The sequence below is a fragment of the Streptomyces sp. NPDC002742 genome, assembly GCF_042888885.1.
Classification (GTDB): Bacteria; Actinomycetota; Actinomycetes; order Streptomycetales; family Streptomycetaceae; genus Streptomyces.
The window spans coordinates 15294-34893 of record NZ_JBIAQF010000042.1; the positions used below are offsets into that span (position 1 = coordinate 15294).

Genomic DNA, 19600 nt, shown 5'->3' on the forward strand with positions numbered 1-19600 from the left:
CGTGGCGGGCTCCTGAGTGAGGGAAGCGCGACAGGATTTCTGAGTGGTGGGTGCACACACTTGCGCACCCAGGTAGCCTGTACGCACCTGAATCGACGGAACGAAACTATCCTCGTTTCGGCATTCGATCAAGTGCTTCAATGAGACGGAGAGGTGCGGACGGAAGATGCCGACACGTCGGTTCGCCCCTGAGCGCCTGCTGCTTACCCGCCGCGAGGCACACCTCAAGCAGGTGGACGTGGCCGACGGCGTGGGAGTCACTGCTGCACGGGTCAGCGCGTGGGAGACGGGGCGCTCGGTCCCGGACCCGGAGAAGCTCCCCGGCTTGGCCCGCGTCCTGGACTGCGACCTCGATGAACTCTTCCCGCGCGAGGGGTATCCGGATCTCGCCGATCTGCGTGCCGACGCCGGATATTCGCAGACTGCCACGAAGGAACTGACGGGCACCCGTTCGGCAGGCCCCGTGGCAGCCGCGGAGACCGGGCAGCGGCGTCTCGCCGAGGAGTACCGTGCCCCGCTCGCGGCGGCCTACGGCGTGAGCGTGGAGCAGCTGCTGCGGGCCCAGGAGCGTTCCTTCGGCATCGACGTGCCAGAGCCAGGTGATGGCGAAAGGGCGGGCCTTGACGGTCCGTTGCCCGAGACGCTGGCGGAGAAGATTACCTATCTTCTGGGGCGACTGTCTGAGGACCTGTCCGACCAGCAGGTTGCGGCCCGGGGGAACGCCCGGGTGGGCGTGGAGGTACTCAATGCCGACGTGGTGCACGAGCTGAGGACGGGGCGTGTCACGCACGCGTCCCAGGACGTTCTGAGTGCTCTGGCCGAGGCGCTCGACACCACCCCGGTGATCTGGTCACAGGACGCCGACGTGCAGCGAATCCTGAGCGAGACGATGCTGCTCAGGGGGCAGATCGCCGCCATTGCCGCCCGCGGTGGCGAACAGAAGGGACTCTCGGCGGACCTGCTGGACTTCATCCTTCACGAGGTCGACAAGGCTCGCGTCGAAACGCAGGACGGCGAGGGGGCGACGGGCCGACGCTGATAAGCGTGGCCGGTGCGAAGCCTGGCCCGAGGAAGCTGCCCCGAGCCAGGCCCTTGCGCGCTTACAGGCGAACGATGAGCACTTGCGGGTGCTGCTCAGAGCGTGCGGCCAGGGCTGCCTGCCAGACTTCGGTCAGGTGCGGGGGGATCAGACCGTCTTCCATGTTGTCCGGCGGACAGAAGCGGTGTTCGCTCAATTCCGACCTCTGCAAGGTGATCGCCGCCTGCTCATCCGGGCTGAGGACACCGCCGTCGAAGATGTAGAGGACCTGTGCGCCTCGGCCCGGAACGGCGATCCAGGCGTGGACCAGCAGGCGGCCGATGGGCGGGTTGATGCCGAGTTCCTCGCGGACCTCGCGTGCGGCAGCGTCTTCGGGGGTTTCGCCTTGGTCGACGGCGCCGCCGGGGAGGTTCCAGAAGGGCTTGTAGGTCGGGTTGACGATGAGGATCTCGCCGGCGGCGTTGGACAGCAGGGCGGCTGCCGAGGCTGTCACGGTGATCGGGGAAGGCTTCATGGTCAGGTCCTGGTGGTGTGGGGGACAAGCGGGGTGTCGGAGGAATGGATGAGACGGGAGATGCTTGCAGGATCGGCCTCTCGGTACGCCGTGGCCACACGCAGCAGCCAGGCCACCTCGGTGGTGAAGTCGTCGCCGGCGGTCCGGAACACGACCGGTGCTCCGGCAGGCTGTCCGGCAGCCGTGAGGGCGGCCTTGATCCAGTACGCCTCCGCCATTGCGTCGGCGTCGGTGCCGCGGTGTCCGTTCGCTTCTGCGAGCTGGACGGCGCGGTCGTAGAGGTCTGCTGGGGCACGCCGGCGGAGCTCGTGCGTCGCGTCGCGGATCTCGGTTACGTAGCGGCCGAGGCGGATCTGGGGCGTGGCGTCGTGTGACAGCACGTCCCGGAATCTGTTGAGCGCGCTGACGGCCCGGTGTCCGTGGAACAGACTGCTCGGCTGGTAAAGAGCGACCCCGTCAACAGCGAGGACCAGATCCCGCCACAGGAGGTGGAGCCCGATGACCGCCCACGTGCTCTGGCCGCGTGTCCGCAGGGCGTGGACGGCGGGGGTGACCGAGCCGAACAGCCAGAGCAGGAAGCCCGCATACAGCACGGTGTCGGTGATGTGTTCCTGGTCGGCGACCGCTCGCTCGGACAGCGGATGCAGGGTCGTGGGGACGAGGAACGCGGTGCGTAGGACTGCGTAAACGACGATGAGTGCCATACCTGCAGCCATCATCCACAGCCCGACGCGCAGGCTCCACCGGCGGGCCTTCCGCGAGGCTCGACCCCACTGGTATCCGCACACGAGTGCGGCTGCCGCGGTGTACAGGTAAAGCAGGCCCATGTAGAGCGCGAGGCCCGGCTCACCGGCGTGCCGGGCCACGAAGTACGGGCTGTCGGCGCCGGTCTTGGTCCGGTTCAGGGAGAAGAAGAACACCGCGGCCAGGCACAGCACGGTGGCGAACGATGCGCGGGCGGCCGCACGATGGACCCCGGACGTGATCTTGATATGGCGCGTTGCGGCGTCCTCGTCGGCATAGACGTCCGTGACGTATGTCAGCAGCAGACAGGTGCCGGCTATGGCCAGCGCGTGCTTGAGGAGGGTGGGCAGGTCGTTGACGCCCAATGGGTCGATGGCGGCGCGGCCGAGGTCAGTGCGAAGCCACCAGGACAGCGCGAAGGCGGTGAAGGTGCCCCAGAGCCAGAGGGGGCGTCCTCCGTGACGGCTGCGTACGGCGCTGGGCAGACGGATGGCGGTTTGGAGCAGTAGCAGCATCACGATGGCAGTGACGATTACATCAGAGGCGGACATGGTTCTTCCGGAGAGTGCGGGAGCTGGGGGTGGACCGAGGGTGGGAAAGGTCTTCGTCGAGGTGGCGCAGGGTGGAGTCTTCGATGTAGTCGACGGCGTACGCCTCGTGGTGCAGCAGGTCGGCCAGCGTCTCGGCGCGCCGCTCGACGTGGGAGTCGTAGCGGTGGCGGGCCATGACACGGCCTCTGGTGGTAAGCCGCTGTAGGACGTCGGCTGGGAAGTCGGGCAAGAGCTGGGCGAGCCGCTCGTAGCTCTCCTCGCTCGTGTCGTCACACCACATATGGGCCAACTCGTGGAGAATGATGCGCGTCCGGTGGAAGGACGTGGTGCCCTCCACGTACAGGATCAAGTCGACAGGGATGTCGTGGAGCTGTAGCCACAGCCCGCACACGTCAGTGTTGGCGAGCAGGTGATCCGGAATAGGCACCAGTTTGATGCGCCGGCCCCGCACGGTTTCGATGCCCGCGATCAAACCATCCAGAGTGAATGGCCTTGGGATCGGCATGTCAACCAGCAAAGCCTCGCATTCCTCGCGGAGTTCACGTCGTGTGACTGGCTTCGTGGAGCGTTCCACCATGGAACGGAGAGTCTTCTGCCATGGCTGGAGACCGAGTCGGGTAATCCATCGAGCAGCAGGTTCTGGGCTGCTCGCGTCAAAGATCACAATCAGCTCCTCGGTGAGCCGCAAGCCGGCGCCAGTTGGCGTCAGAACGGTCGTCGTACTTCGCCGCAACGGCATGGTGGTCGTTTCTGTGGCGAATGTGAGCAGCTGTGGGTGGCATTCCGCCGTTGTCCCTGATGTGTAGAACGGAGCGCGACATGAAGATCCTCTACGAGCGCAAGCCGGGCCGGATTGTGCCAGGGAAAGGCTCCCAGGTTTCCGTGACCCTACGGCCGGTTCGGAAGAGCTACGAGAGTCAAGGGGACTGCTTACCCTGCTCGTTGAGAACTGACAGTTCCCATAACTCGATTGTCGGCGCTTCAACTATTGCCCGTGCTGCTGGGCTACCTGCTTCAACTCGCCGGAATTTACGTCGTGATGGAGGGAGGTGGTGATGGCAGGGCGCACTCCTGCCGATATGGGAACTGTGACGTGAGCCCCACGGGAGGGCGTTACTCGAACGTTACGGGAGGTGATTCGGAGGGGCAGCTTCTTCTCACGCACATTCTGCGGCAAGCCCGCGCACGTCGGAATACATCGGACGTACCAGGGTTTACAGCTGCGTTCGGCCCCAAGTCCACCCTGGGCATCACCCAAGCGCAGACCGCATACCTGGCGGGCGTCTCCCGCCGGTGGTACAACGCGCTCGAAGCTGGGCGCTCGGCGAACTACAGCGACACCTTTATGCAGTCGGTCCGCCGAATCCTTGCTCTGGACGCCGAGGAGTGGGACATCGTGCACCGCATCGTCCGCGGACGGGCCCCAGACGCGAACCCTGTGCCCCTTCATGAGAAGCGGTTGCCGTCGGCCCTCGTCACTCTCGTAGAACAGAGCCCGACTTGGTGCATCTACCTCAGGGACCGTAGATGGGATTTACTGGCCTACAACTCGACGATGAAGGAATACTTTCCGCAGGTCGCCAAGGGCCGCAATGTCGTGGAGTGGGTGCTGACTTGGCCAGAAGCCCGAGAGCAGCTCATCAACTGGCGAGACGACTGGGCGCTTCCCGCGATCACGGCCCTCCGTGTAGATGCAGAGCAATGGCCACAAGACGAGCGTCTTGCGGAAGTCATCGAGGCTGTACGTCTTGACCCGGTGGCCCGCAAACTCTGGAATTCTCCGGACCTGCCAGCGGTGAGCTATCCAGCCTCCAGCACGCCTCGCCGTCTCTACCTCCCCCGGCAGGGCGGTAAGGAGTTCGCCGTACGCATTGTCGCGCTGGCGCCCATGGAAGTGCCGTCCTGCCGCCTGGTAGCGATCACGCCTGCGGAACCGCTGTTGTAGACCTGATGGCCGAGCCTGAACCGGCTTCAGCAGAGCTGCGGGGGTCGTTGACCTGGAGGGTGAGGGAGTAGAAGCCGGTGAGACCTTCCACTGTGCGGTCGAGCGCAGCGGGTGCGTTTGGCGCGCCGTAGTTCCTGGCCGACTTCGGCTGTGGTGCGGCGCAGGAAAGAGACCTTTTCCTACGGGCGGTCGTTCTGCCCCGTGGTGGCGATCACGACCATCACGCGGACCGGTGCGGTGGTGGTGGTGAGAGCGGCGGAGAAGTTCAGTGTGTCGCCGTCGCGGAGTTCGGTGCGCTCCAGGGTGAGGGGGGTGAGCGCGATCGGCGCGTCGTGGGCGTAGCCGAGGACGGCGCAGGCGAGCGGCCAGCCCTCCTTCAGCCGATTGCGCAGGGCGCCCCGGGCGATGAAGGCGAAGTGTTCGTCCGTGAGTCGGCCCGACTGCTTCCACCGCTGAAGGGTGGTCAGCATGAGGTCGGGCCGGCTGGCGGCCTGAGTGTCGAGGCTGCGCACATTGAGTGCCTGGCCTGGTTCATCAAGGAGAGTGAATTTTTCCACGTCGAGCTGCCCCAGGCGCTGGACGGCTTCTTGCCGATCGCCGAGGGGATGACACACTGGTGGGCTCAACTCGCCCACCGTGCATGGGATATGAACCGATGAACGCTATCTTCGACATTGTTGCTGCCGTCCAGGAGCGCTCTGGCGGATGCTTGTGCGGGCGGATCCGCTTCACCGCCAAGGGCAAGGCCGTCTACCCGCACACGTGCAGCTGTTCGCACTGCAAGAAGCTCGGCGGCGGCCCGATGATGTGGTGGGCTGGCTTCGCCCTGGACGATGTCACCTGGACCAACGGGATCGAGCCGACCTGGTTCGAGACGTTCGAGGGCGAGGCCCAGCGCGGCTTTTGCCCTCACTGTGGCAGCCGCCTCGCGGCGATCGACAGAGACGTCCCCGAGCTCGGTATCGTCGTCACGGCCCTGGACGACACCAGCGGAGCCGACCTCGTCCCCGTCAACCAGTCCTTCCGCGACGACGCCGTGCACTGGCTGTCGCAGGTCCCGAACACCCAGACCAGCCCCGTCGGTTGACACCCGCGAGACCTCCAGGGGCCAGCAGCCCTGACCCGACAGCCCCGGGGGCCGTCCTGCCTGGGGCTGTCTGTGCCGCGCCGGCTCGTCGTCCGACTCGTCCAGCAGCAGTTTCTGGAGGATGCGTGGTGCTCACTCCGCACGCCGCCAGCAAGTACGGCGCTCTGCGCCACGGTGCCATCCGTTATGCCAGCAACATCACCCACGGCCTCGACGGCCCCGAAGTCCACCCTGTTCTGACTCGCCAGAAGGTCACCAGCTCTTGGAGGCCGTACGCCCCAGACACCGTCCGTGCCCAACAGGACACCCTGATGGACCTGCTGCGCAGCCGCGGCATGGAGGTGCCCCTTCTCACCCTTGCCCAAGAGAGTCCGACTTGGGACACCTATCTCAGCGACTCGCTGGGGGCAGCGGAAAGCCCCGCCCATCCGCCTCGAGTGGAGCGGACGAGCGGGGCCGTATCGGGTCAGTGCTGGTGTTGCCGGTGCATGTTCCAGACCCGGGCCGCGGCCTGCATCGGCTGCGCCCACTCGTCAGGGCTCTGTTCGGCGATGGAGTCCCACAGGCGCTGTTGGGCGCGGGCGAGGGCGTCGAGCCCGGCGGGCGGGGCGAGCTTCCACGCCGGGTGTGCGGCGGCCACGCTCTCGGCCTGTTCCACGGTGTGGCCGTGGGCGATCAGCCACAGCAGCCAGAGCGCGGGGTCGATCCATGCTGCGCCGGTCGATGCCCACCCCCAGTCGACGAACAGGGCGCCGGCCTTCGTGATGAGGACGTTGTGTGGGTTCCACTCCGTGTGAAGAAGGCTGTTCCCCTCGAACCACTTCAGGTCGGCGCGGTCGTCGACGTAGCCGCGGAGTCGGTGAGTGATCTCCTTCAGTTCGATGTCGGGGACCGGGAGCTCGGCAAGCTGCGCCATGGCTGCGGAGACGGCGGGCAGGTCGGAGGAGCCGGGTGTGAAGTCGGCGTGACTTCCCTCGACGTACTGGAAGCCGAGGAGGCTCCATCCGTCGGCTTCCACGAGCCAGTGCAGTTCGGGGGCGATGCCGCGGACGTACGGGGCGATGTCCGCCTCGCGTTGTTGCGTCCAGACACGGGGGTGATCGAGCGGCAGGCCCTTGACGAACAGGGTGCGTGTGCTGGTTCGCACGATGACGGCGATGGAGCTGTTGAGGCCCGCGTGGACGGTCCCGATATCGGTGATCCGACCGCTGGCTTTCTCGATCAGCGAGCGCACTTCGTCCGGCAGCTCGGTGATACGCGGAGTGGGCATGAATTCTCCAGAGGTACGGGCGTTGGGGCCGCGCGTGATGCGCGGCCCCGACGGTTGAGCTACTTGTACGGGTTGTCGTCGTTGCAGCCGGACTCAACGCTTGCGGTCAGCTCGGCGATGTCGCCGACCAGGACGATCTCGGCCGGGTCAGCGGGCGCGGGTGCGGGCGTGATCTCGACCATGACAGCAGTCATGACGACCTCTTCTCTCCGTGTTGGCAGTAGTTCCTGAGTGGCGCCTTCGCTTCCTGGAAGACCCGTGCCATCGGTCGGCACACGCGGCAGGTGGCTGAGAGTTTGCAGCCGCTGCATCCTCCGGTGCGAAGCATGAGGGACTCGGCGATCTGGCCGAGTCGGGCAAGGCCTGGCACGCCCTCGGCGGTCAGGTCGATGTTGGGCTCCCGGCCCACCTTGCAGATCGAGGCGCGGCCGAACGGGTCGGCGTGGAAGAACGTCACGCCCGCCGGGCAGCCGGTGAACGGTTTCCGGTCGGTGAGGTACTCGGGTGACTGGGACGGCAGGGTTTCCGCGGTGCCGTGGATCGTGGGCGAGATGTTGGCGTACTCGCGGAACGGCACCCCGAGCTCGGCGGCCCAGGCACGCATGGCGTTGACCTCGTGCGCGTTGGTCCGCACGATGATCAGACTCAGATCGACCCTCAGCCCGGCTTCGAGGGCCTTGTACACCCCTTCGCGGAACCGGGCGAAGCCGCCGCGTCGGCGGGTCACCGCGTCGTACGTGTCGGCCGTCGCGCCGTACAAGCTCAGCGTCAGCTTCGTCGGCGGGTAGGCGCGGAGCACGTCCAGGATGCGTTCCCGGCGCAGTTGTGAGCCGTTGGAGAGGATTTCGAGCTGCATGCCCAGCTCGTTGGCGAGTTCGTACGATTCGGCGAAGTTGGGATCGATCAGCGGCTCCCCGCCGGTGATCTGGAGCCAGATCACCCCGGCATCGCGCATCACCGTCAGCAGCGTGCGCTTGCCCGCCATGTCGAGGCCTTCGAACCGCTTCTCTCCGAGGTAGCACATCTCGCAGTCGTAGTCACAGCCGAGATTGATCTCCCACGTCGCCCGGCTGAACTCGTACGGTCCCGCCTCCCGCAGCAGGAGGACGTCGGCGAGAGCCTGGCCGGAGACGTCCATCTGCCACTGAGCGGCCACAGCGTCGACCAGCCATCCGGGCACGCTGCTCGGGAGGGCGCTCAGGGCGCGCAGCTCCTCGAACTTGGGGTGGGGGAGTTGTACGGCTTTCGGACTGCCTCGCCGTAAGACGAGGCGGCGGTCTCCGAACGGTGTGGCAACAAGCTGACGCATGGTGTTCCCTCGCGGTTGATTCCCTGCCGCCGGGTGTCAGGGCAGTTGTCCGGCAGCGGGAAGTGGAACCGCGTGCGGCGGCGGGGATCAGGGCGTACACCACCGCCGCACGCGGAGATCAGGAGATGGTGCTGAGAACAGCTCCGAGGACTTCCTCGTGCGGGATCGGGCCGGGCTTGAACCGGCCGAGGAAGTCGGCCAGGGGCCAGTGCGGCACGAGTCGGTCGCCGCGGCACGGGCGCAGCCAGTACGGGCCTGGCGGTTCCGTCTGGAGCAGCGGCGGCAGGGCGAGTTCGTAGGGGGCGCCCAGGCATGTGCCGTAGCGGTTGGGCTCCCAGACCGCGTGCGTGCCCGGGGGGACGAGCCAGATGAGCCAGCCCCGCTGCGGGTCCTCGATGACGGGGCCGCAGGCGTCGAGGCGGTGGCCGGGTGCGTGTTGGGCGATGTCCATGAGGTCCACGACGGCGTAGGCGTCGGGGCCGGAGGCGGTGACGACGATGTCGAAGAACCGGCCGCCTAACGGTAAGCGGAATGGTCTCCCCTGCTGGAGTTTCATCAGGTTCCGCACGCGTGTGGCGAGGCTGCCCATGTCCGTGGCGACGTCCTCGGGTGTGATGTCCAGGTCACGTGTCGCGAAGTCGACGCTGTCCGGCATTCCGCGGAGCGGTTTCGCCGCCCGCTGGGGAAGGGGTGTGGGCGTCATGCGGAACCGTCCCAGGTTGCAGGGAGAAGAGCTTGTACGGTCTTGCCAATGACCATCCCGTCGCCATCCCTCTTCAGGTCCCACGAGATCGTGCCGCGGTAGTGGGCAGGCCACCACAGTCCAGAGGGTGAGAGGCGGGGCTCGGGGCTCTGGTTCGCGACCTGGTCGAAGCCCGGGAAGTCGGGGAACGCGTCGTCGACCTCGACGAGCAGTTCGTCCGTTTCGCCGTGGGCGAGCAGCCGAAGGACGATCTTGTCGTCGGGGAATGGCTTCCCGTGCCGGACGGCGTTGTCGGCCAGGTGGGAGGCGACCCGGGCGGCGGCGTCGATGTTGCCGGGCCACTTGGACATGGTGAGGCGGGGGCGGGCCCGCAGCCGTGTGTTCGCTGCCGCCCCGTCGTTGGCGGTCAGGCGGGCAGTCCACCGGAACGGGGACCGCTCTGCGGGCAGCGGCAGAAGCGTGGTCGCAGTGTCGGCCGGGCGCAGCACGGTGACGGTCACACCCCCGGGCGGGGGGTCCGCTGGGGCTGCGGGTTCGATTGCGCGCGAATTCACGGGGGACTCCCAGGTTCACGATTGTGCTCGGTTGCGTACTCTCGGCTAGTAGGCGATCAGCGTTCACCCGTGGCCCGTGGCCTCACCATGGCTTGCAACGTGGCCTCTTCGCCTCTTTCGGGCGGTGCAGGTGGCCTCCGGGTAGCTTTGAAGTGCGTTCTGCACGGGCTGGGTTGTGGCGGTGTGCGGTTGCGGTATCCCCTTCCCGGAGAAGGGATCGGCGTGTAGGCCGGCTGATCGTGGTGCCGCAGACTGGGGGCGGGATGAGAAGTACTGAGCCGAGGACACTGCTCGCGTGGCTGTGTGACCGGGACAGGCTTCCCTACCGGCGGTTCGAGGAGCGGTTCACCGAGGCTGGTGTGCGGCTCTTTGGGAACAGTCCCCACAACCCGACGTGCGGTGAAACGCAGTTCCGGCGGTGGACGGGCGGCAAGTTAGCGACATCCCCCGGCCCGGCGACCTGCCAGGTTCTGGAAGCGATGTGGCCCCAGTACAAGGCCGAGGAGCTGTTCGGGCCGCCGCCGCAGACCGATCCCCAGGCACCCGCGAATGACCTGGAAGAGCGAGTTCGAATGACCGCAGATGACGCCCTCCAAGGCGCCGATGCAACCGCATCGGCGTCCATCTCCGACAACACCATTGATGAGCTGCGAGACCAGGTGACAGGTATCGCCCAGCGATACCACCTGGTGTCGCCGGCGCAGGCTTATGAAGAGGCTGATCGGTTGCGCCTGCTGATCGAGCGGCAGCGGGACCGGACGCAGGTCCCCGTCCAACTGCAGCAGCTCATGATCCTGAACGGGCAGTCGGCTGCTCTGCTGTCGGTCGCAGCGTTCGACCTCGGGTATTTCCCGAGCGCCCGCAGCCTTGCGCGTACGGCTGCCATGTTCGGCGAGACCACCAGGTTCACCCCCCTTCAGGCCTACGCCGACGGCACGTTGGCCTACATCGCCTACCACACGGGCAGCGCCACCGAGGCGGCGGCGAAGGCCACGCGCGCGCTGACGTACGGCGGTCTCGGAGACACGGCCCACCGGCGTCTGCACGCCATCAAGGCCCGAGCGCATGCGCATCTCGGCGATGTGAGCAGTGCCCGGCGGGCCATACTGCTGTCCGCGGAAGACGGCATGGGCCGTCGCGACGAGCTCCACGATGAGGTCGGTGGGGAATTCGCGTTCTCGCTGGAACGGCTGGCCATGTCCACCAGCACGACAGCATTGCTCATGGGTGATGCAGCGCAAGCCGAAGCTGACGCGCGGCGAGCTCTGGAGCTCATTGGGCAACGGCCGAGCGAGCAGCAGTCGGAACATGTGCGTGCCGGTGCGGCGGCAGACCTTGCTTATGCCCGGATTCTGGCCGACGACGTGGACGGCGCGGCCGACGCCCTCCAACCGGTGTGGGCAGTGCCGGCGGAACACCGGCAGACAGGGATCGTCGTCCGTACGGCACGCATCGCGCGGTATCTGGCCAGGCCCGAGTACCACGGCGCACAGACGCCGGCGGCGCTGGTAGAGCGTATCGAGGACTACAACCGCGTCTCTCCGCCCCACCGGATCGGCCCGCACATAGGGCTCCACGCGATCGAGGGCTGACTCACAACGAAGCGAGGATCTTCGCCTCCGTCTCCGGGGCGATCCCGTGCTCCGCCCACCGCGGGTGGTCCACGGGACGCCCATCGGCCGCCCACCACTGCCATGTGTCACGGATCGTCTCAGCGATGCTGCGGCATTCCAGCCCTGCCGCCGCTGCGCGGCTGGAGTCGACCGCCCACACCCCGGCGTGGGTACGCCACAGAGGCAGCTCTGTCCACTGCTTGACGCCCTGCTCGATCAGTTCCGAGGGATCGACCCAGACCGGTGCTCCGGCACCGCCCGTCTCCGTCAGGCACGCTTCCAGGAAGTCGCGGAACGAGATGCCGTCGGGGTGGGTGACGTTGAAGCCGCCGCACGCCGAGCCTGCTGCCTGCGTGAGAGCGAAGCGGGCGACGTCGCGCACGTCGACCGGCTGAATGCGCTGCTCGGCAGGAGCCGGGGCGAGGATGCGACCGCCCCGCTTGGCCCGCTCCAACCACCAAGGCAGGCGGCCCACGTACTCGCCGGGGCCGAGGATGACTCCGGGGCGGAGAAACACCGCAGCGTCGCCGAAGACTTCGGTCACGGCCCGCTCGCCGCCGGCCTTCTGGAACCCGTATTGGGTGGGCGAGCCGTCAGCGCCGGTGTAGCCGTACGACTCGTCGGCGTCCGGCGGACATTCGAGGAGCGGTGAGTCGTCGGTGAGCGGCAGGTGCGGCCAGCCCTGATAGACGGACACGGTGGAGATGTGCACCCATCGGTGCACGACCGGGCGCAACGCGGCCGCGGCCGCCAGGACGTCTCGGGGTGCGAGATCGGAGCTGGACGTGTCGATCACCGCGTCCCACGGCCCCTGTGTCGCAAGGCGGTTCAGGCCGGTGATGTTCGTACGGTCGCCGCGGAACGTCTCCACGCCTGGCACGTCGCTGCCCGAGAGCCCACGGTTGAACGTGGTGACCTCCCAGCCTCGCGCCAGTGCGTCCTCTGCGATGCGCTTGCCCAGGAACCACGTACCGCCCATGACGAGAATCCTCATGGAGTGGATCCTGCCGTGCTGCCGAATGCGATGGAAGCGCCCCGCACTGTCGGTGCCGTCGGTAGCGAGGCCCACGCCCGGCGCCCGCCAGGCTGTCCAGATCAAGCGCCGGCGCACCGACCGCAAGACCGGCAGGACCACCGTCAAGACGGTCTACGCCGTCACCAGCCTGACCGCCGAGCAGGCCACCGCGGCCCAGCTCGCCGAACTCGTCCGCGACCACTGGAAGATCGAGGCCCTGCACCATGTCCGCGACACCACCTTCGCCGAGGACGCCTCCCAGCTGCGGACCGGCAACGCGCCCCGCGCGATGGCCACCTGGCGCAACCTCGCCATCGGAGCCCTCCGCACGGTCGGAGTGAAGAACATCGCGGCCGGCCTCCGCCGCAACGCCCGCGACCCTCGCCGCCCCCTCGCTCTCCTCGGCCTCGGATGATCACGAACCGGACGTCATGCGACTACGCCGAAGCCCGGCGGCGGGAGGCTGCACTGGGATCGCAACATAGACCGTGATCGCCGGTTAGCCAAACCGGCGATTGTGGCGACCATTGAGAGTGCTCGTATTCGGCTGTGCTTGGCGACGGGGAGTGGCGGGAGTAGTGGAAAGGGCTGTAAACCGCAGGGAAGGAGAGCGGCGCCGTGTACTGCCTTGATGATGCGAATTCTTCGATTGTGGCGCTTGATAGGGGGTGTTATTTTGGGTCAGAGGGAGAAATTCCGAGAGAGGGGGGTGGTCGTGCAGTTCATGGGAGTCAGGGAGGCGGCCGAGTATCTGGATGTTTCGGTTGCGTGGTTGTATAGGAATGCTACCCGGTCAGGATTGATTGCCTACAAGTTTGGGGTAGGTCGAAATGCGAAGATTCGGTTCAAGATTTCGGAAGTTGAGACGTGGGTTAAGCAGCAGAAGGTGGGGGATTTTTGACCAGAATTGACGGCTTGCGAGAGTGGTCGATTTGCGTGACGGGGATATCTCATTGGTCAACTATTTAGCTGTTTGGATATTTACTTCGTATGGTGTCTCGGTCGTTGGTTCGTGGGATGGGGTCGTTTTTCAAGGATTGTGAGCATCCCTCGTCGCGGTGGTCGAAGTGCCCGCACCTGTACAAGATCCGGTACAGGTCCCCGGCCGGGAAGCAGGTGGAGGAGTCCGGGTTCGCTACCCAGGACTTGGCCGTCCGGCGGTTGACGGAGGTCTACCACGCGAAGCGGGCGGCTCCGCGGGGTCAGGCGAAGGCGGAGCGGGTTGCGAAGTATGGGGTGATGCGGTTTTCGCAGTATGCAGCTGAGTGGAAGGCGGGCCAGCGGGATCTGGGGCCCGCGTCGGTGCGGCATCTCGACTCGCTGCTGGAGAATCATCTGTATCCGCTTCTGGGTAGCCGGCGGATGGACAGCTTCGACCACAAGGTCGTGGACGGGTTCGTTCGGACGATGGAGTGTGAGGGTGTCGGGCCAGCCACGCAGTCCAACGCCTTCGACAAGCTGAAGTCGATTCTGCTGGATGCGCACCGGTTGGGGCTGTTCGACGAGAATCCGCTGGAGGGTGTGAAGCCTCCGCAGTACGACCCGAAGCGGGCGGTGATTCCTTCGGTAGCCCAGTTGAGTGGGATACGTGCGGCCGGCGACGACAGCTTTTTTCTGGTCGCGGATCTGATGAGCGGCTGCGGAATGCGCAACGGCGAGGCGGCTGCCGTGAACGTCCGCAACATTGTGGCGGACGACGTCTACCGGATCACTGAGCAGGTCAACCAGACAACCCGGGAATACGGTCGGCTCAAGCATCGCAAGGAAGGCCAGTACAGGGACGTGCCGCTGCCCGCGAGGGTGAAAGAGACCATCGAGTGGTACGCGGACAAGTACGGCACGGTGGACGGTTACCTGTTGCGGCACCCAGGCGACCAGGGCAGACCATTTCCCTACTACCACATCCACAATCAGTGGAGGAGGATCAAGGAGACGGGAACTGCGGATATTCCCGAGGGGATGGTCATCTACGGCTTCCGTCACTTCTTTGCCTCGAACTGCCTCACCCACAACATTCCCATCACCGACCTCGCCGAGTGGATGGGGCACAAGAGCCTGGACATCACCTTCAAGATCTACCGGCACCTCATGCCCGGCTCGATCGGCAAGGCCGCCAAGATCCTCGACACCGACCTACCTGAAGGTCAGGGAGCTGTCGATTACCGGTAGTTCGTTAAATCTGACGGTATAGAGCTCGTAACGCGATCATGAGCAGGCTTTCTTGAGGCGTCGCCAGCAGATCAGACTGCAGGCGAGGGAGACGAAGGCGTCGTGGAGTTCGGTGCGGCGTTCCCGGCGGACGACGAGTCGTTTGAAGTGGTGGAGCAGGGCGAAGGTCTGCTCGACGACGTAACGGAGCTTGCCCATGCCCTTGATGTTCGGTGCGCCCTTGCGGGAGATGACGGGCAGGATCCGCCGCTTGCGGAGCTCTTCGCGGTTCGGATCGGAGTCGTAGCCCTTGTCTCTGAGCAGGGCTTCTGGACGCCTTCGGGGATGGCCGGGGCGGCCGGCGACGGGTGGGATGCCGTCGGCCGGGGCGAGGATCTGGGTGACGTCGTTGACGTTCGCCGCGGTCGTGATGACCTTGAGCGGAGTTCCGTGTCCGTCGCAGATCAGGTGGTGTTTGCTGCCCGTCTTTCGCCGGTCGACCGGCGACGGACCGGTGTCGGCACCCCCTTTTTCGCGCGGACATGGGAGCCGTCCACGCAGGCCCGCGACCAGTCGAGTTGGCCGGCCGCGTTCAGCTCGGCGAGCAGGATGCGGTGCAGCTGGTCGAAGACTCCTGCCTGCTGCCACTGCTCCAGGCGGCGCCAGCAGGTCTGTCCGGAGCCGAACACTAGCTCCGGCGGCAGGAGTTGCCAGGCTATGTCGTTGCAGAGGACGTAGAGAATGCCCTGTAGACAGAGCCGGTCCGCCACCGGCCGCGGACCTGGTGACCGCTCGGACCAGGGCGGCAACAGCGGTTCGATCAGCGCCCACAAGTCGCCGTCCACGATCCACCGCCGAGCACTCACAGCATCGCAAACGGCTGAATCGTCAGACCGGTCACGCCCAACCAGCGCACCTCAACAAGATCGTGTTACGAGCTCTACGGAGCGCGTCGACCGGGTTCGACGTGCAAGCGCCCGTTTTGCTGCTATTCGCGCACGGGATGGTCCTGCCGGTGTTGGACGGGCTGGACGAGATGGATCCCTCCTTCGGCGGCACCCCGAGCGCGCAGGTACCCTTCGCCTGCGGGGTGTTGGGGCAGCTGAGCGGCTACCGGGATTTCGACCGGCCGGCGCCGCTGGGCGTGTTCTCCTGCACCAGGCACTGCAACGCCCGGCCCGTCGTCGGCACCTTGGTCGAAGCGGCCCGGATTACCCTCGTGCCCGTTGGAACGTTCGCGGCCACCGCCTACCTGAGCGCCCGGACCAGGGACCTGCCGCGTCGGCCGCCCTCATGGCCTGTTGCCCTGTGTGCAGGTGTGCTGTCAGTGCTGGTCGATAGATTGGCCGTCTTGACATGAGTGGGGGCGCCGTGACTTCGCAACCGCGTCGTAGTTACACCAACGCGACGATCGCCGGGCTGATGACGTTGGCCCGCGGCGCGTGCTATTGGCCTGGTTGTGGTGAGCCAGTCATCCGGATGGTCGGTGCTGAGCCGATGCTCAACCTGGAGATTGCTCACATCCGCGCCTTCGAGAGCGGTGGTCCGCGGTTCGATCCGTTCTGGACGGTCAAGCAGCGCAACAGCTTCGGCAACCTGATGCTGCTGTGTACTCCTCACCACAAGACGGTCGACGGCCCCAACAGCGCCACCTACCCGGTCGAGTTGCTGGAGGGATGGAAAGACGATCGTGAGGCTGAAGGCCAGGGCGCCTTGGCGGGCCTGCGGGATCTCAGCGAGGAAGACCTGCTGGGCATGTGCACCGCCCTGCGCGACGAACTCGTAGCGGTGCTTGACCAGATTGCCGGCAGCAGCCGCGAAATCCTCCACCGTCTCGATACACGGACGGACTTCCAGACGGGGCTGCGGACCTTGAGCCTGCGGGCACAGGAAGAGGCACAGGCCCTGACGGGAGCGTGGCCGGCCGTGGAGCAGGCAGTCGGGCTCTTGCAGAGCTGCCCGACGGAGCGCGAGGCGCTTTTGACGCAGTGGGCCCACCGGTTTCCGAGTTGGATGGAGAACGCACCCCCGCAGGCGTTCGCCTGGCTGGCCCAACTTGCCTCGGACTACGAGGCCCACCAGGCTTCGGTCACGTTCTTCCAGCGTTGCATCGATGATGGCGGCTTCCCGCGGGACCTGTGGGTCGCGCGGGAAGCACAGCAGATCAGCGCGGCCGGAACGGACCAGGATGCGCGCGATTTTCTCGTCACGAACAACAATCCCAGCTCACCTCTCCTGCTCGGAATGCTGGCACTGTTCGACAGCGACTGGAAGAAGGCTCTGGGCCATCTCGCATCCTGGGAGCCGGCAACCCGGACTGCCCGGGCATTCAAAGCCGGCCTGGAAGCCCACGCGCTGACCAGCACAGGTCAGGACGCCGCCGCCCTGGCCCGGCTGCGTGCCGCAGACCCGGACGGCATCATGGCCGGCATCCAGCATCTGTCCGCTCTCATCCTCCTTGACTGTGCTGTCCGCGGCCGGAGCGAGCACCGGCTCGCGGATGCGCGCGAAGCCCTCGCGCTGGCGATCAAAGCCCGCGACGGCCGCCGGACATGGTTCGGCGACAGCGTGGCACCCACAGTGGTGGCGGTGCAGGCAGCCCAGGTCTGCGGAGATGCCGCCACAGCCTGGGGCCTGACACAGGAACAGCCCGAGGGCCAGGCACTCGCCCGCGAGGCGCGCGATGCCCGACTGATTGAGTACCGGGCCGTGCTCGCCGCGCTCACCGGCCGGGTGGATGAGGCTCGACGCCTCCAGAGCCAGGTCGAGAGTGTCTACGCCCGTGCGCAGATCACCGCCGTGATCTTGGAGCGGGAAAGCGACGGCGAGATCGACCCTCCGCAGGTCCAAGCCGCCTGGCAGGCCGTGTGGGACGCGGCCACCACCGAGCAGGAACAACTCCAGGCCGCAATGGGAATGGCGGAGTGCGGGACGCAACCGGCCGACCTGGACCGCCTCGAAGGCTCCCATCCTGAGATGGTCGCCGAGATCAGACTCATCGCCCGGGCATTGACCGCAAGCTCCGCCGGCGACCTCTCCGTGCTGCGCGCCAACGTCACCAAGAGCCGGATCATTGTGCTGGCACTGGCACAGCGGTACCAGGTCAGCGGTGAACGAGAGCTTCGGGCACGTACGCTGCGCTCGGGTGCGGAGCATTGGCGTGACGCCTTCCTGATGGCCATGGCGGCAGACGCCTACCGGCATGCCGACATGCCCGCGCAGACGAAAGTGTGCGCGCGGGAGGCCCTGACGCTGGCCGGTCCGGACTGGGCTGCACAGGGTGAGATGTATGCGCTGCTGGTCGAGGCGGAGCTGGCGGAAGGCAACACCGACCGGGCCACCGACGCGGCGCGCAACATGCTGGCCCTCGATCCGCACGACCACAACGCCCGGTGGGCGCTGGTCCGCTGCCATGTAGCCCGCAGCCTGTTCGAGGATGCTTGGAATGTCCTGGCCTACCAAGGCACGCCCATCGAACCCCGCACCGGACACGAGGCCCTGCTGTGGGTGAAGCTGGGGGCGAGGCACTCCAGCGAAGCCAACTTCGCCGGCCAGGCTCTGGCCCTGATGCAGCGCTGGCCCGATGACGAGGAACTCCTCGGCGCGTTCATCGCTACCCTGCACCTGAGCGCCGCCGGCACCCCCGAGCGGTGGTCCGAAAGCGACGCCGGCCAGCTCAACGAAGCCACCGCCGAGTACCTGGAACGGTTTCCCGACAGCTCCCAGTTCCGCGCCGTGACACTAGGCCCAGACGATGATCCGCTCGTCAACGTTGCCGACGAATTGCGTCAGGCGCACGAGAACATCAAGGGAGTCCAGAGCAAAGTCGCTGTCGGCGAGCTCCCCTTGGGCACCCTGACGTGGGTAACCGGTCGGGGTTACACGGAGCTGAGCCTGCGCCGGGGGGCCGGTTTCGTCTATGCGGGCGATGCCCTGGCCGCCAGCGTGGGAGCCGAAGCGGTGGCCACAGCCCGCTCCGTGCGCACGGTCATCGATCCAACCGCTGCCCACACCTTGGCACTGCTGGATCCGGGCCATGCCGAGCGGCTGATCGGCAGCCTGGAGGAAGTGGTCACCACCGACCAGCTGTTCCAAGACGCCCTTTACGCGAAGGAGTCCCTCGCGCTGCAGACGGAGCTGACGCTGGGCTGGGACGAGGCGGGACAGCGGCCAGAGGTCCGCAGCGACGAAGTGGCGAACCTGGAGCGGCTGCGTTCCACGTCAGTGCGTGTCGTGGACGTCCTCAGATCGGTCGCCCGCGTTCCACGTCCGGAACTGCGCCGCTTTCCGCTCCCTGGCACGCGCGGTAAGGAGTGGCTCACCGCGCCCGACCATGCCAAGGAGCACGGGCTGGTCCTGTGGAGCGACGACCGGGTCCTGCGCGCGATCGCGCGTGCTGAGCACATCCCCGCCTTCGGGACCCTCGACCTCCTGGACGCCACGGCCGCTGCCGGCCAGTTCAGTGCCCATGAGGCTCTGCTCATCAAGGCTGACCTCTTGCGCAATCACTACGTGGACATCGACTACTCCACCGACCTGTATGAGGCCGCGGCCCTTGCCGACGGCTGGCAGGCCAAAGCCGTCGCGAACGCTATGTCCCGCCCGCTGGCATGGACGCACCCGCAGTCCGCGGCATCGTTCGTGCTGGATTGCATCTCCCACATCAGTGAGCAGCGCCCGCACGACATCAACCTGTGGCTGGCTGCCGCCTCCACCGGCCTGGCCCGAGCCTCGGTGCCCGGGGCGGCGAACCAGAACCTCAGGGCTCTGGTCTGGCAGGTCCTGACCCAACCGTGGGTCAACACTTCCTCGCTCCCGTTCATCCTGACCGGGCTCCGCTGCGGCATCGCGGTCCGCGACGACGCCGGGCTCCCGCTGGAGGAGGCGCTCGCCCAGTTCTACGCCGCCCTGGTCGCCCGGTTCGGTCACGTGGTGGCCGCAAGTCAACTCATGAAGCTCTACAAGATCGCTCCTGACGCGGAGAAGGCGGCCGCCGCCCGGATCGTACTCACACACCCAGGAAGCTGAAGGCTCCCTGCCCAGGACCGCAGATGAACCGGTAACCCGGTGCGATCCGAGGGATATAGCCTGTTCCCGCCGGTCCGACC

Annotated in this window: 20 protein-coding genes; 9 read left to right on the top strand and 11 right to left on the bottom strand. The window is 66.5% G+C overall.

All coding sequences use genetic code 11. The features are described 5' to 3' along the window. Positions 1-166: 166 nt before the first annotated feature. Positions 167-1039, top strand: coding sequence for a helix-turn-helix transcriptional regulator (locus ACFYW8_RS41375; protein ID WP_389091634.1), 873 nt, complete (start codon positions 167-169; stop codon positions 1037-1039). Positions 1040-1100: 61 nt separating this feature from the next. On the opposite strand, the gene ACFYW8_RS41380 is transcribed toward ACFYW8_RS41375, so the two are convergent. Genes ACFYW8_RS41380 through ACFYW8_RS41390 form a run of 3 tightly spaced genes read right to left on the bottom strand, consistent with a single transcriptional unit; the run spans position 1101 to position 3320 of the window. Further along, complete coding sequence (locus ACFYW8_RS41380; protein WP_389091639.1) at positions 1101-1553, bottom strand: NUDIX domain-containing protein; 453 nt, start codon at positions 1551-1553, stop codon at positions 1101-1103. Between the two features lie 2 nt (positions 1554-1555). Next, positions 1556-2848 (bottom strand): MAB_1171c family putative transporter, encoded by a 1293-nt coding sequence (locus ACFYW8_RS41385; RefSeq protein WP_389091643.1) that lies wholly within the window; start codon positions 2846-2848, stop codon positions 1556-1558. Further along, positions 2835-3320: a hypothetical protein gene (locus tag ACFYW8_RS41390; protein WP_389091646.1), complete on the bottom strand. Its 486-nt coding sequence runs from the start codon at positions 3318-3320 to the stop codon at positions 2835-2837. Before ACFYW8_RS41390 ends, ACFYW8_RS41385 begins: the two co-directional genes overlap by 14 nt. Before the next feature lie 522 nt (positions 3321-3842). Between ACFYW8_RS41390 and ACFYW8_RS41395 the strand changes: the two genes are divergently transcribed. Further along, positions 3843-4793 (top strand): XRE family transcriptional regulator, encoded by a 951-nt coding sequence (locus ACFYW8_RS41395; protein WP_389091650.1) that lies wholly within the window; start codon positions 3843-3845, stop codon positions 4791-4793. 179 nt (positions 4794-4972) lie between these two features. Here ACFYW8_RS41395 and ACFYW8_RS41400 read toward each other — a convergent pair whose 3' ends face one another. Next, positions 4973-5305 carry a hypothetical protein gene (locus tag ACFYW8_RS41400; RefSeq protein WP_389091654.1) on the bottom strand — a complete coding sequence of 111 codons (333 nt, stop codon included), beginning with the start codon at positions 5303-5305 and terminating at the stop codon, positions 4973-4975. Positions 5306-5448: 143 nt separating this feature from the next. Here ACFYW8_RS41400 and ACFYW8_RS41405 point away from each other — a divergent pair, with 143 nt between their 5' ends. Beyond that, the gene (locus ACFYW8_RS41405) at positions 5449-5880 is read left to right on the top strand and encodes a GFA family protein (protein ID WP_389091658.1); all 432 of its coding nucleotides are present in this window, start codon (positions 5449-5451) and stop codon (positions 5878-5880) included. Between the two features lie 466 nt (positions 5881-6346). Here ACFYW8_RS41405 and ACFYW8_RS41410 read toward each other — a convergent pair whose 3' ends face one another. The 5 genes from ACFYW8_RS41410 to ACFYW8_RS41430 form a co-directional block, all read right to left on the bottom strand. After that, positions 6347-7150 carry an aminoglycoside phosphotransferase gene (locus tag ACFYW8_RS41410; RefSeq protein WP_389091661.1) on the bottom strand — a complete coding sequence of 268 codons (804 nt, stop codon included), beginning with the start codon at positions 7148-7150 and terminating at the stop codon, positions 6347-6349. Positions 7151-7209: 59 nt separating this feature from the next. Next, entirely contained in the window at positions 7210-7344 is a 135-nt protein-coding gene (locus ACFYW8_RS41415) for a hypothetical protein (protein WP_389091666.1), read from the bottom strand. Continuing rightward, positions 7341-8459 carry a radical SAM protein gene (locus ACFYW8_RS41420; protein WP_389091671.1) on the bottom strand — a complete coding sequence of 373 codons (1119 nt, stop codon included), beginning with the start codon at positions 8457-8459 and terminating at the stop codon, positions 7341-7343. Before ACFYW8_RS41420 ends, ACFYW8_RS41415 begins: the two co-directional genes overlap by 4 nt. A 118-nt stretch (positions 8460-8577) precedes the next feature. Continuing rightward, the gene (locus ACFYW8_RS41425; protein WP_389091675.1) at positions 8578-9162 is read right to left on the bottom strand and encodes a hypothetical protein; all 585 of its coding nucleotides are present in this window, start codon (positions 9160-9162) and stop codon (positions 8578-8580) included. After that, entirely contained in the window at positions 9159-9716 is a 558-nt protein-coding gene (locus ACFYW8_RS41430; RefSeq protein ID WP_389091679.1) for a hypothetical protein, read from the bottom strand. Before ACFYW8_RS41430 ends, ACFYW8_RS41425 begins: the two co-directional genes overlap by 4 nt. 263 nt (positions 9717-9979) lie before the next feature. Between ACFYW8_RS41430 and ACFYW8_RS41435 the strand changes: the two genes are divergently transcribed. Continuing rightward, positions 9980-11308, top strand: coding sequence for a DNA-binding protein (locus ACFYW8_RS41435; RefSeq protein WP_389091682.1), 1329 nt, complete (start codon positions 9980-9982; stop codon positions 11306-11308). A gap of 1 nt (position 11309) precedes the next feature. On the opposite strand, the gene ACFYW8_RS41440 is transcribed toward ACFYW8_RS41435, so the two are convergent. Next, positions 11310-12323, bottom strand: coding sequence for an NAD-dependent epimerase/dehydratase family protein (locus ACFYW8_RS41440; protein WP_389091687.1), 1014 nt, complete (start codon positions 12321-12323; stop codon positions 11310-11312). A gap of 25 nt (positions 12324-12348) precedes the next feature. On the opposite strand from ACFYW8_RS41440, the gene ACFYW8_RS41445 reads away from it, so the two are divergent. From ACFYW8_RS41445 to ACFYW8_RS41455, 3 genes are all read left to right on the top strand, one after another. Beyond that, positions 12349-12759: a transposase gene (locus ACFYW8_RS41445; RefSeq protein WP_389091819.1), complete on the top strand. Its 411-nt coding sequence runs from the start codon at positions 12349-12351 to the stop codon at positions 12757-12759. 309 nt (positions 12760-13068) lie between these two features. Next, the gene (locus tag ACFYW8_RS41450; RefSeq protein ID WP_389091823.1) at positions 13069-13245 is read left to right on the top strand and encodes a helix-turn-helix domain-containing protein; all 177 of its coding nucleotides are present in this window, start codon (positions 13069-13071) and stop codon (positions 13243-13245) included. Between the two features lie 338 nt (positions 13246-13583). After that, complete coding sequence (locus ACFYW8_RS41455) at positions 13584-14513, top strand: tyrosine-type recombinase/integrase (RefSeq protein ID WP_389091692.1); 930 nt, start codon at positions 13584-13586, stop codon at positions 14511-14513. A 36-nt stretch (positions 14514-14549) separates the two neighbouring features. On the opposite strand, the gene ACFYW8_RS41460 is transcribed toward ACFYW8_RS41455, so the two are convergent. Further along, a protein-coding gene (locus ACFYW8_RS41460; protein WP_389091696.1) for an IS5 family transposase occupies positions 14550-15358 on the bottom strand; the annotation gives its coding sequence in 2 pieces (ribosomal slippage) (positions 14550-15038 and positions 15041-15358; 807 coding nt in all). A gap of 101 nt (positions 15359-15459) precedes the next feature. Here ACFYW8_RS41460 and ACFYW8_RS41465 point away from each other — a divergent pair. Together ACFYW8_RS41465 and ACFYW8_RS41470 are read left to right on the top strand one after the other, a co-directional pair. After that, on the top strand, positions 15460-15852 hold the full coding sequence (locus ACFYW8_RS41465; protein WP_389091701.1) for a hypothetical protein: 393 nt from the start codon (positions 15460-15462) through the stop codon (positions 15850-15852). Positions 15853-15863: 11 nt separating this feature from the next. After that, complete coding sequence (locus ACFYW8_RS41470; RefSeq protein WP_389091704.1) at positions 15864-19520, top strand: hypothetical protein; 3657 nt, start codon at positions 15864-15866, stop codon at positions 19518-19520. Positions 19521-19600 lie beyond the last annotated feature (80 nt).

Coding starts and splice junctions, on each gene's coding strand:
- ACFYW8_RS41440 (WP_389091687.1), bottom strand. CDS start 12,323: ATGAGGATTCTCGTCATGGGCGGTACGTGGTTCCTGGGCAAGCGCATC.
- ACFYW8_RS41375 (WP_389091634.1), top strand. CDS start 167: ATGCCGACACGTCGGTTCGCCCCTGAGCGCCTGCTGCTTACCCGCCGC.
- ACFYW8_RS41420 (WP_389091671.1), bottom strand. CDS start 8,459: ATGCGTCAGCTTGTTGCCACACCGTTCGGAGACCGCCGCCTCGTCTTA.
- ACFYW8_RS41385 (WP_389091643.1), bottom strand. CDS start 2,848: ATGTCCGCCTCTGATGTAATCGTCACTGCCATCGTGATGCTGCTACTG.
- ACFYW8_RS41445 (WP_389091819.1), top strand. CDS start 12,349: ATGCGATGGAAGCGCCCCGCACTGTCGGTGCCGTCGGTAGCGAGGCCC.
- ACFYW8_RS41425 (WP_389091675.1), bottom strand. CDS start 9,162: ATGACGCCCACACCCCTTCCCCAGCGGGCGGCGAAACCGCTCCGCGGA.
- ACFYW8_RS41415 (WP_389091666.1), bottom strand. CDS start 7,344: ATGACTGCTGTCATGGTCGAGATCACGCCCGCACCCGCGCCCGCTGAC.
- ACFYW8_RS41380 (WP_389091639.1), bottom strand. CDS start 1,553: ATGAAGCCTTCCCCGATCACCGTGACAGCCTCGGCAGCCGCCCTGCTG.
- ACFYW8_RS41455 (WP_389091692.1), top strand. CDS start 13,584: ATGCGGTTTTCGCAGTATGCAGCTGAGTGGAAGGCGGGCCAGCGGGAT.
- ACFYW8_RS41435 (WP_389091682.1), top strand. CDS start 9,980: ATGAGAAGTACTGAGCCGAGGACACTGCTCGCGTGGCTGTGTGACCGG.
- ACFYW8_RS41450 (WP_389091823.1), top strand. CDS start 13,069: ATGGGAGTCAGGGAGGCGGCCGAGTATCTGGATGTTTCGGTTGCGTGG.
- ACFYW8_RS41405 (WP_389091658.1), top strand. CDS start 5,449: ATGAACGCTATCTTCGACATTGTTGCTGCCGTCCAGGAGCGCTCTGGC.
- ACFYW8_RS41410 (WP_389091661.1), bottom strand. CDS start 7,150: ATGCCCACTCCGCGTATCACCGAGCTGCCGGACGAAGTGCGCTCGCTG.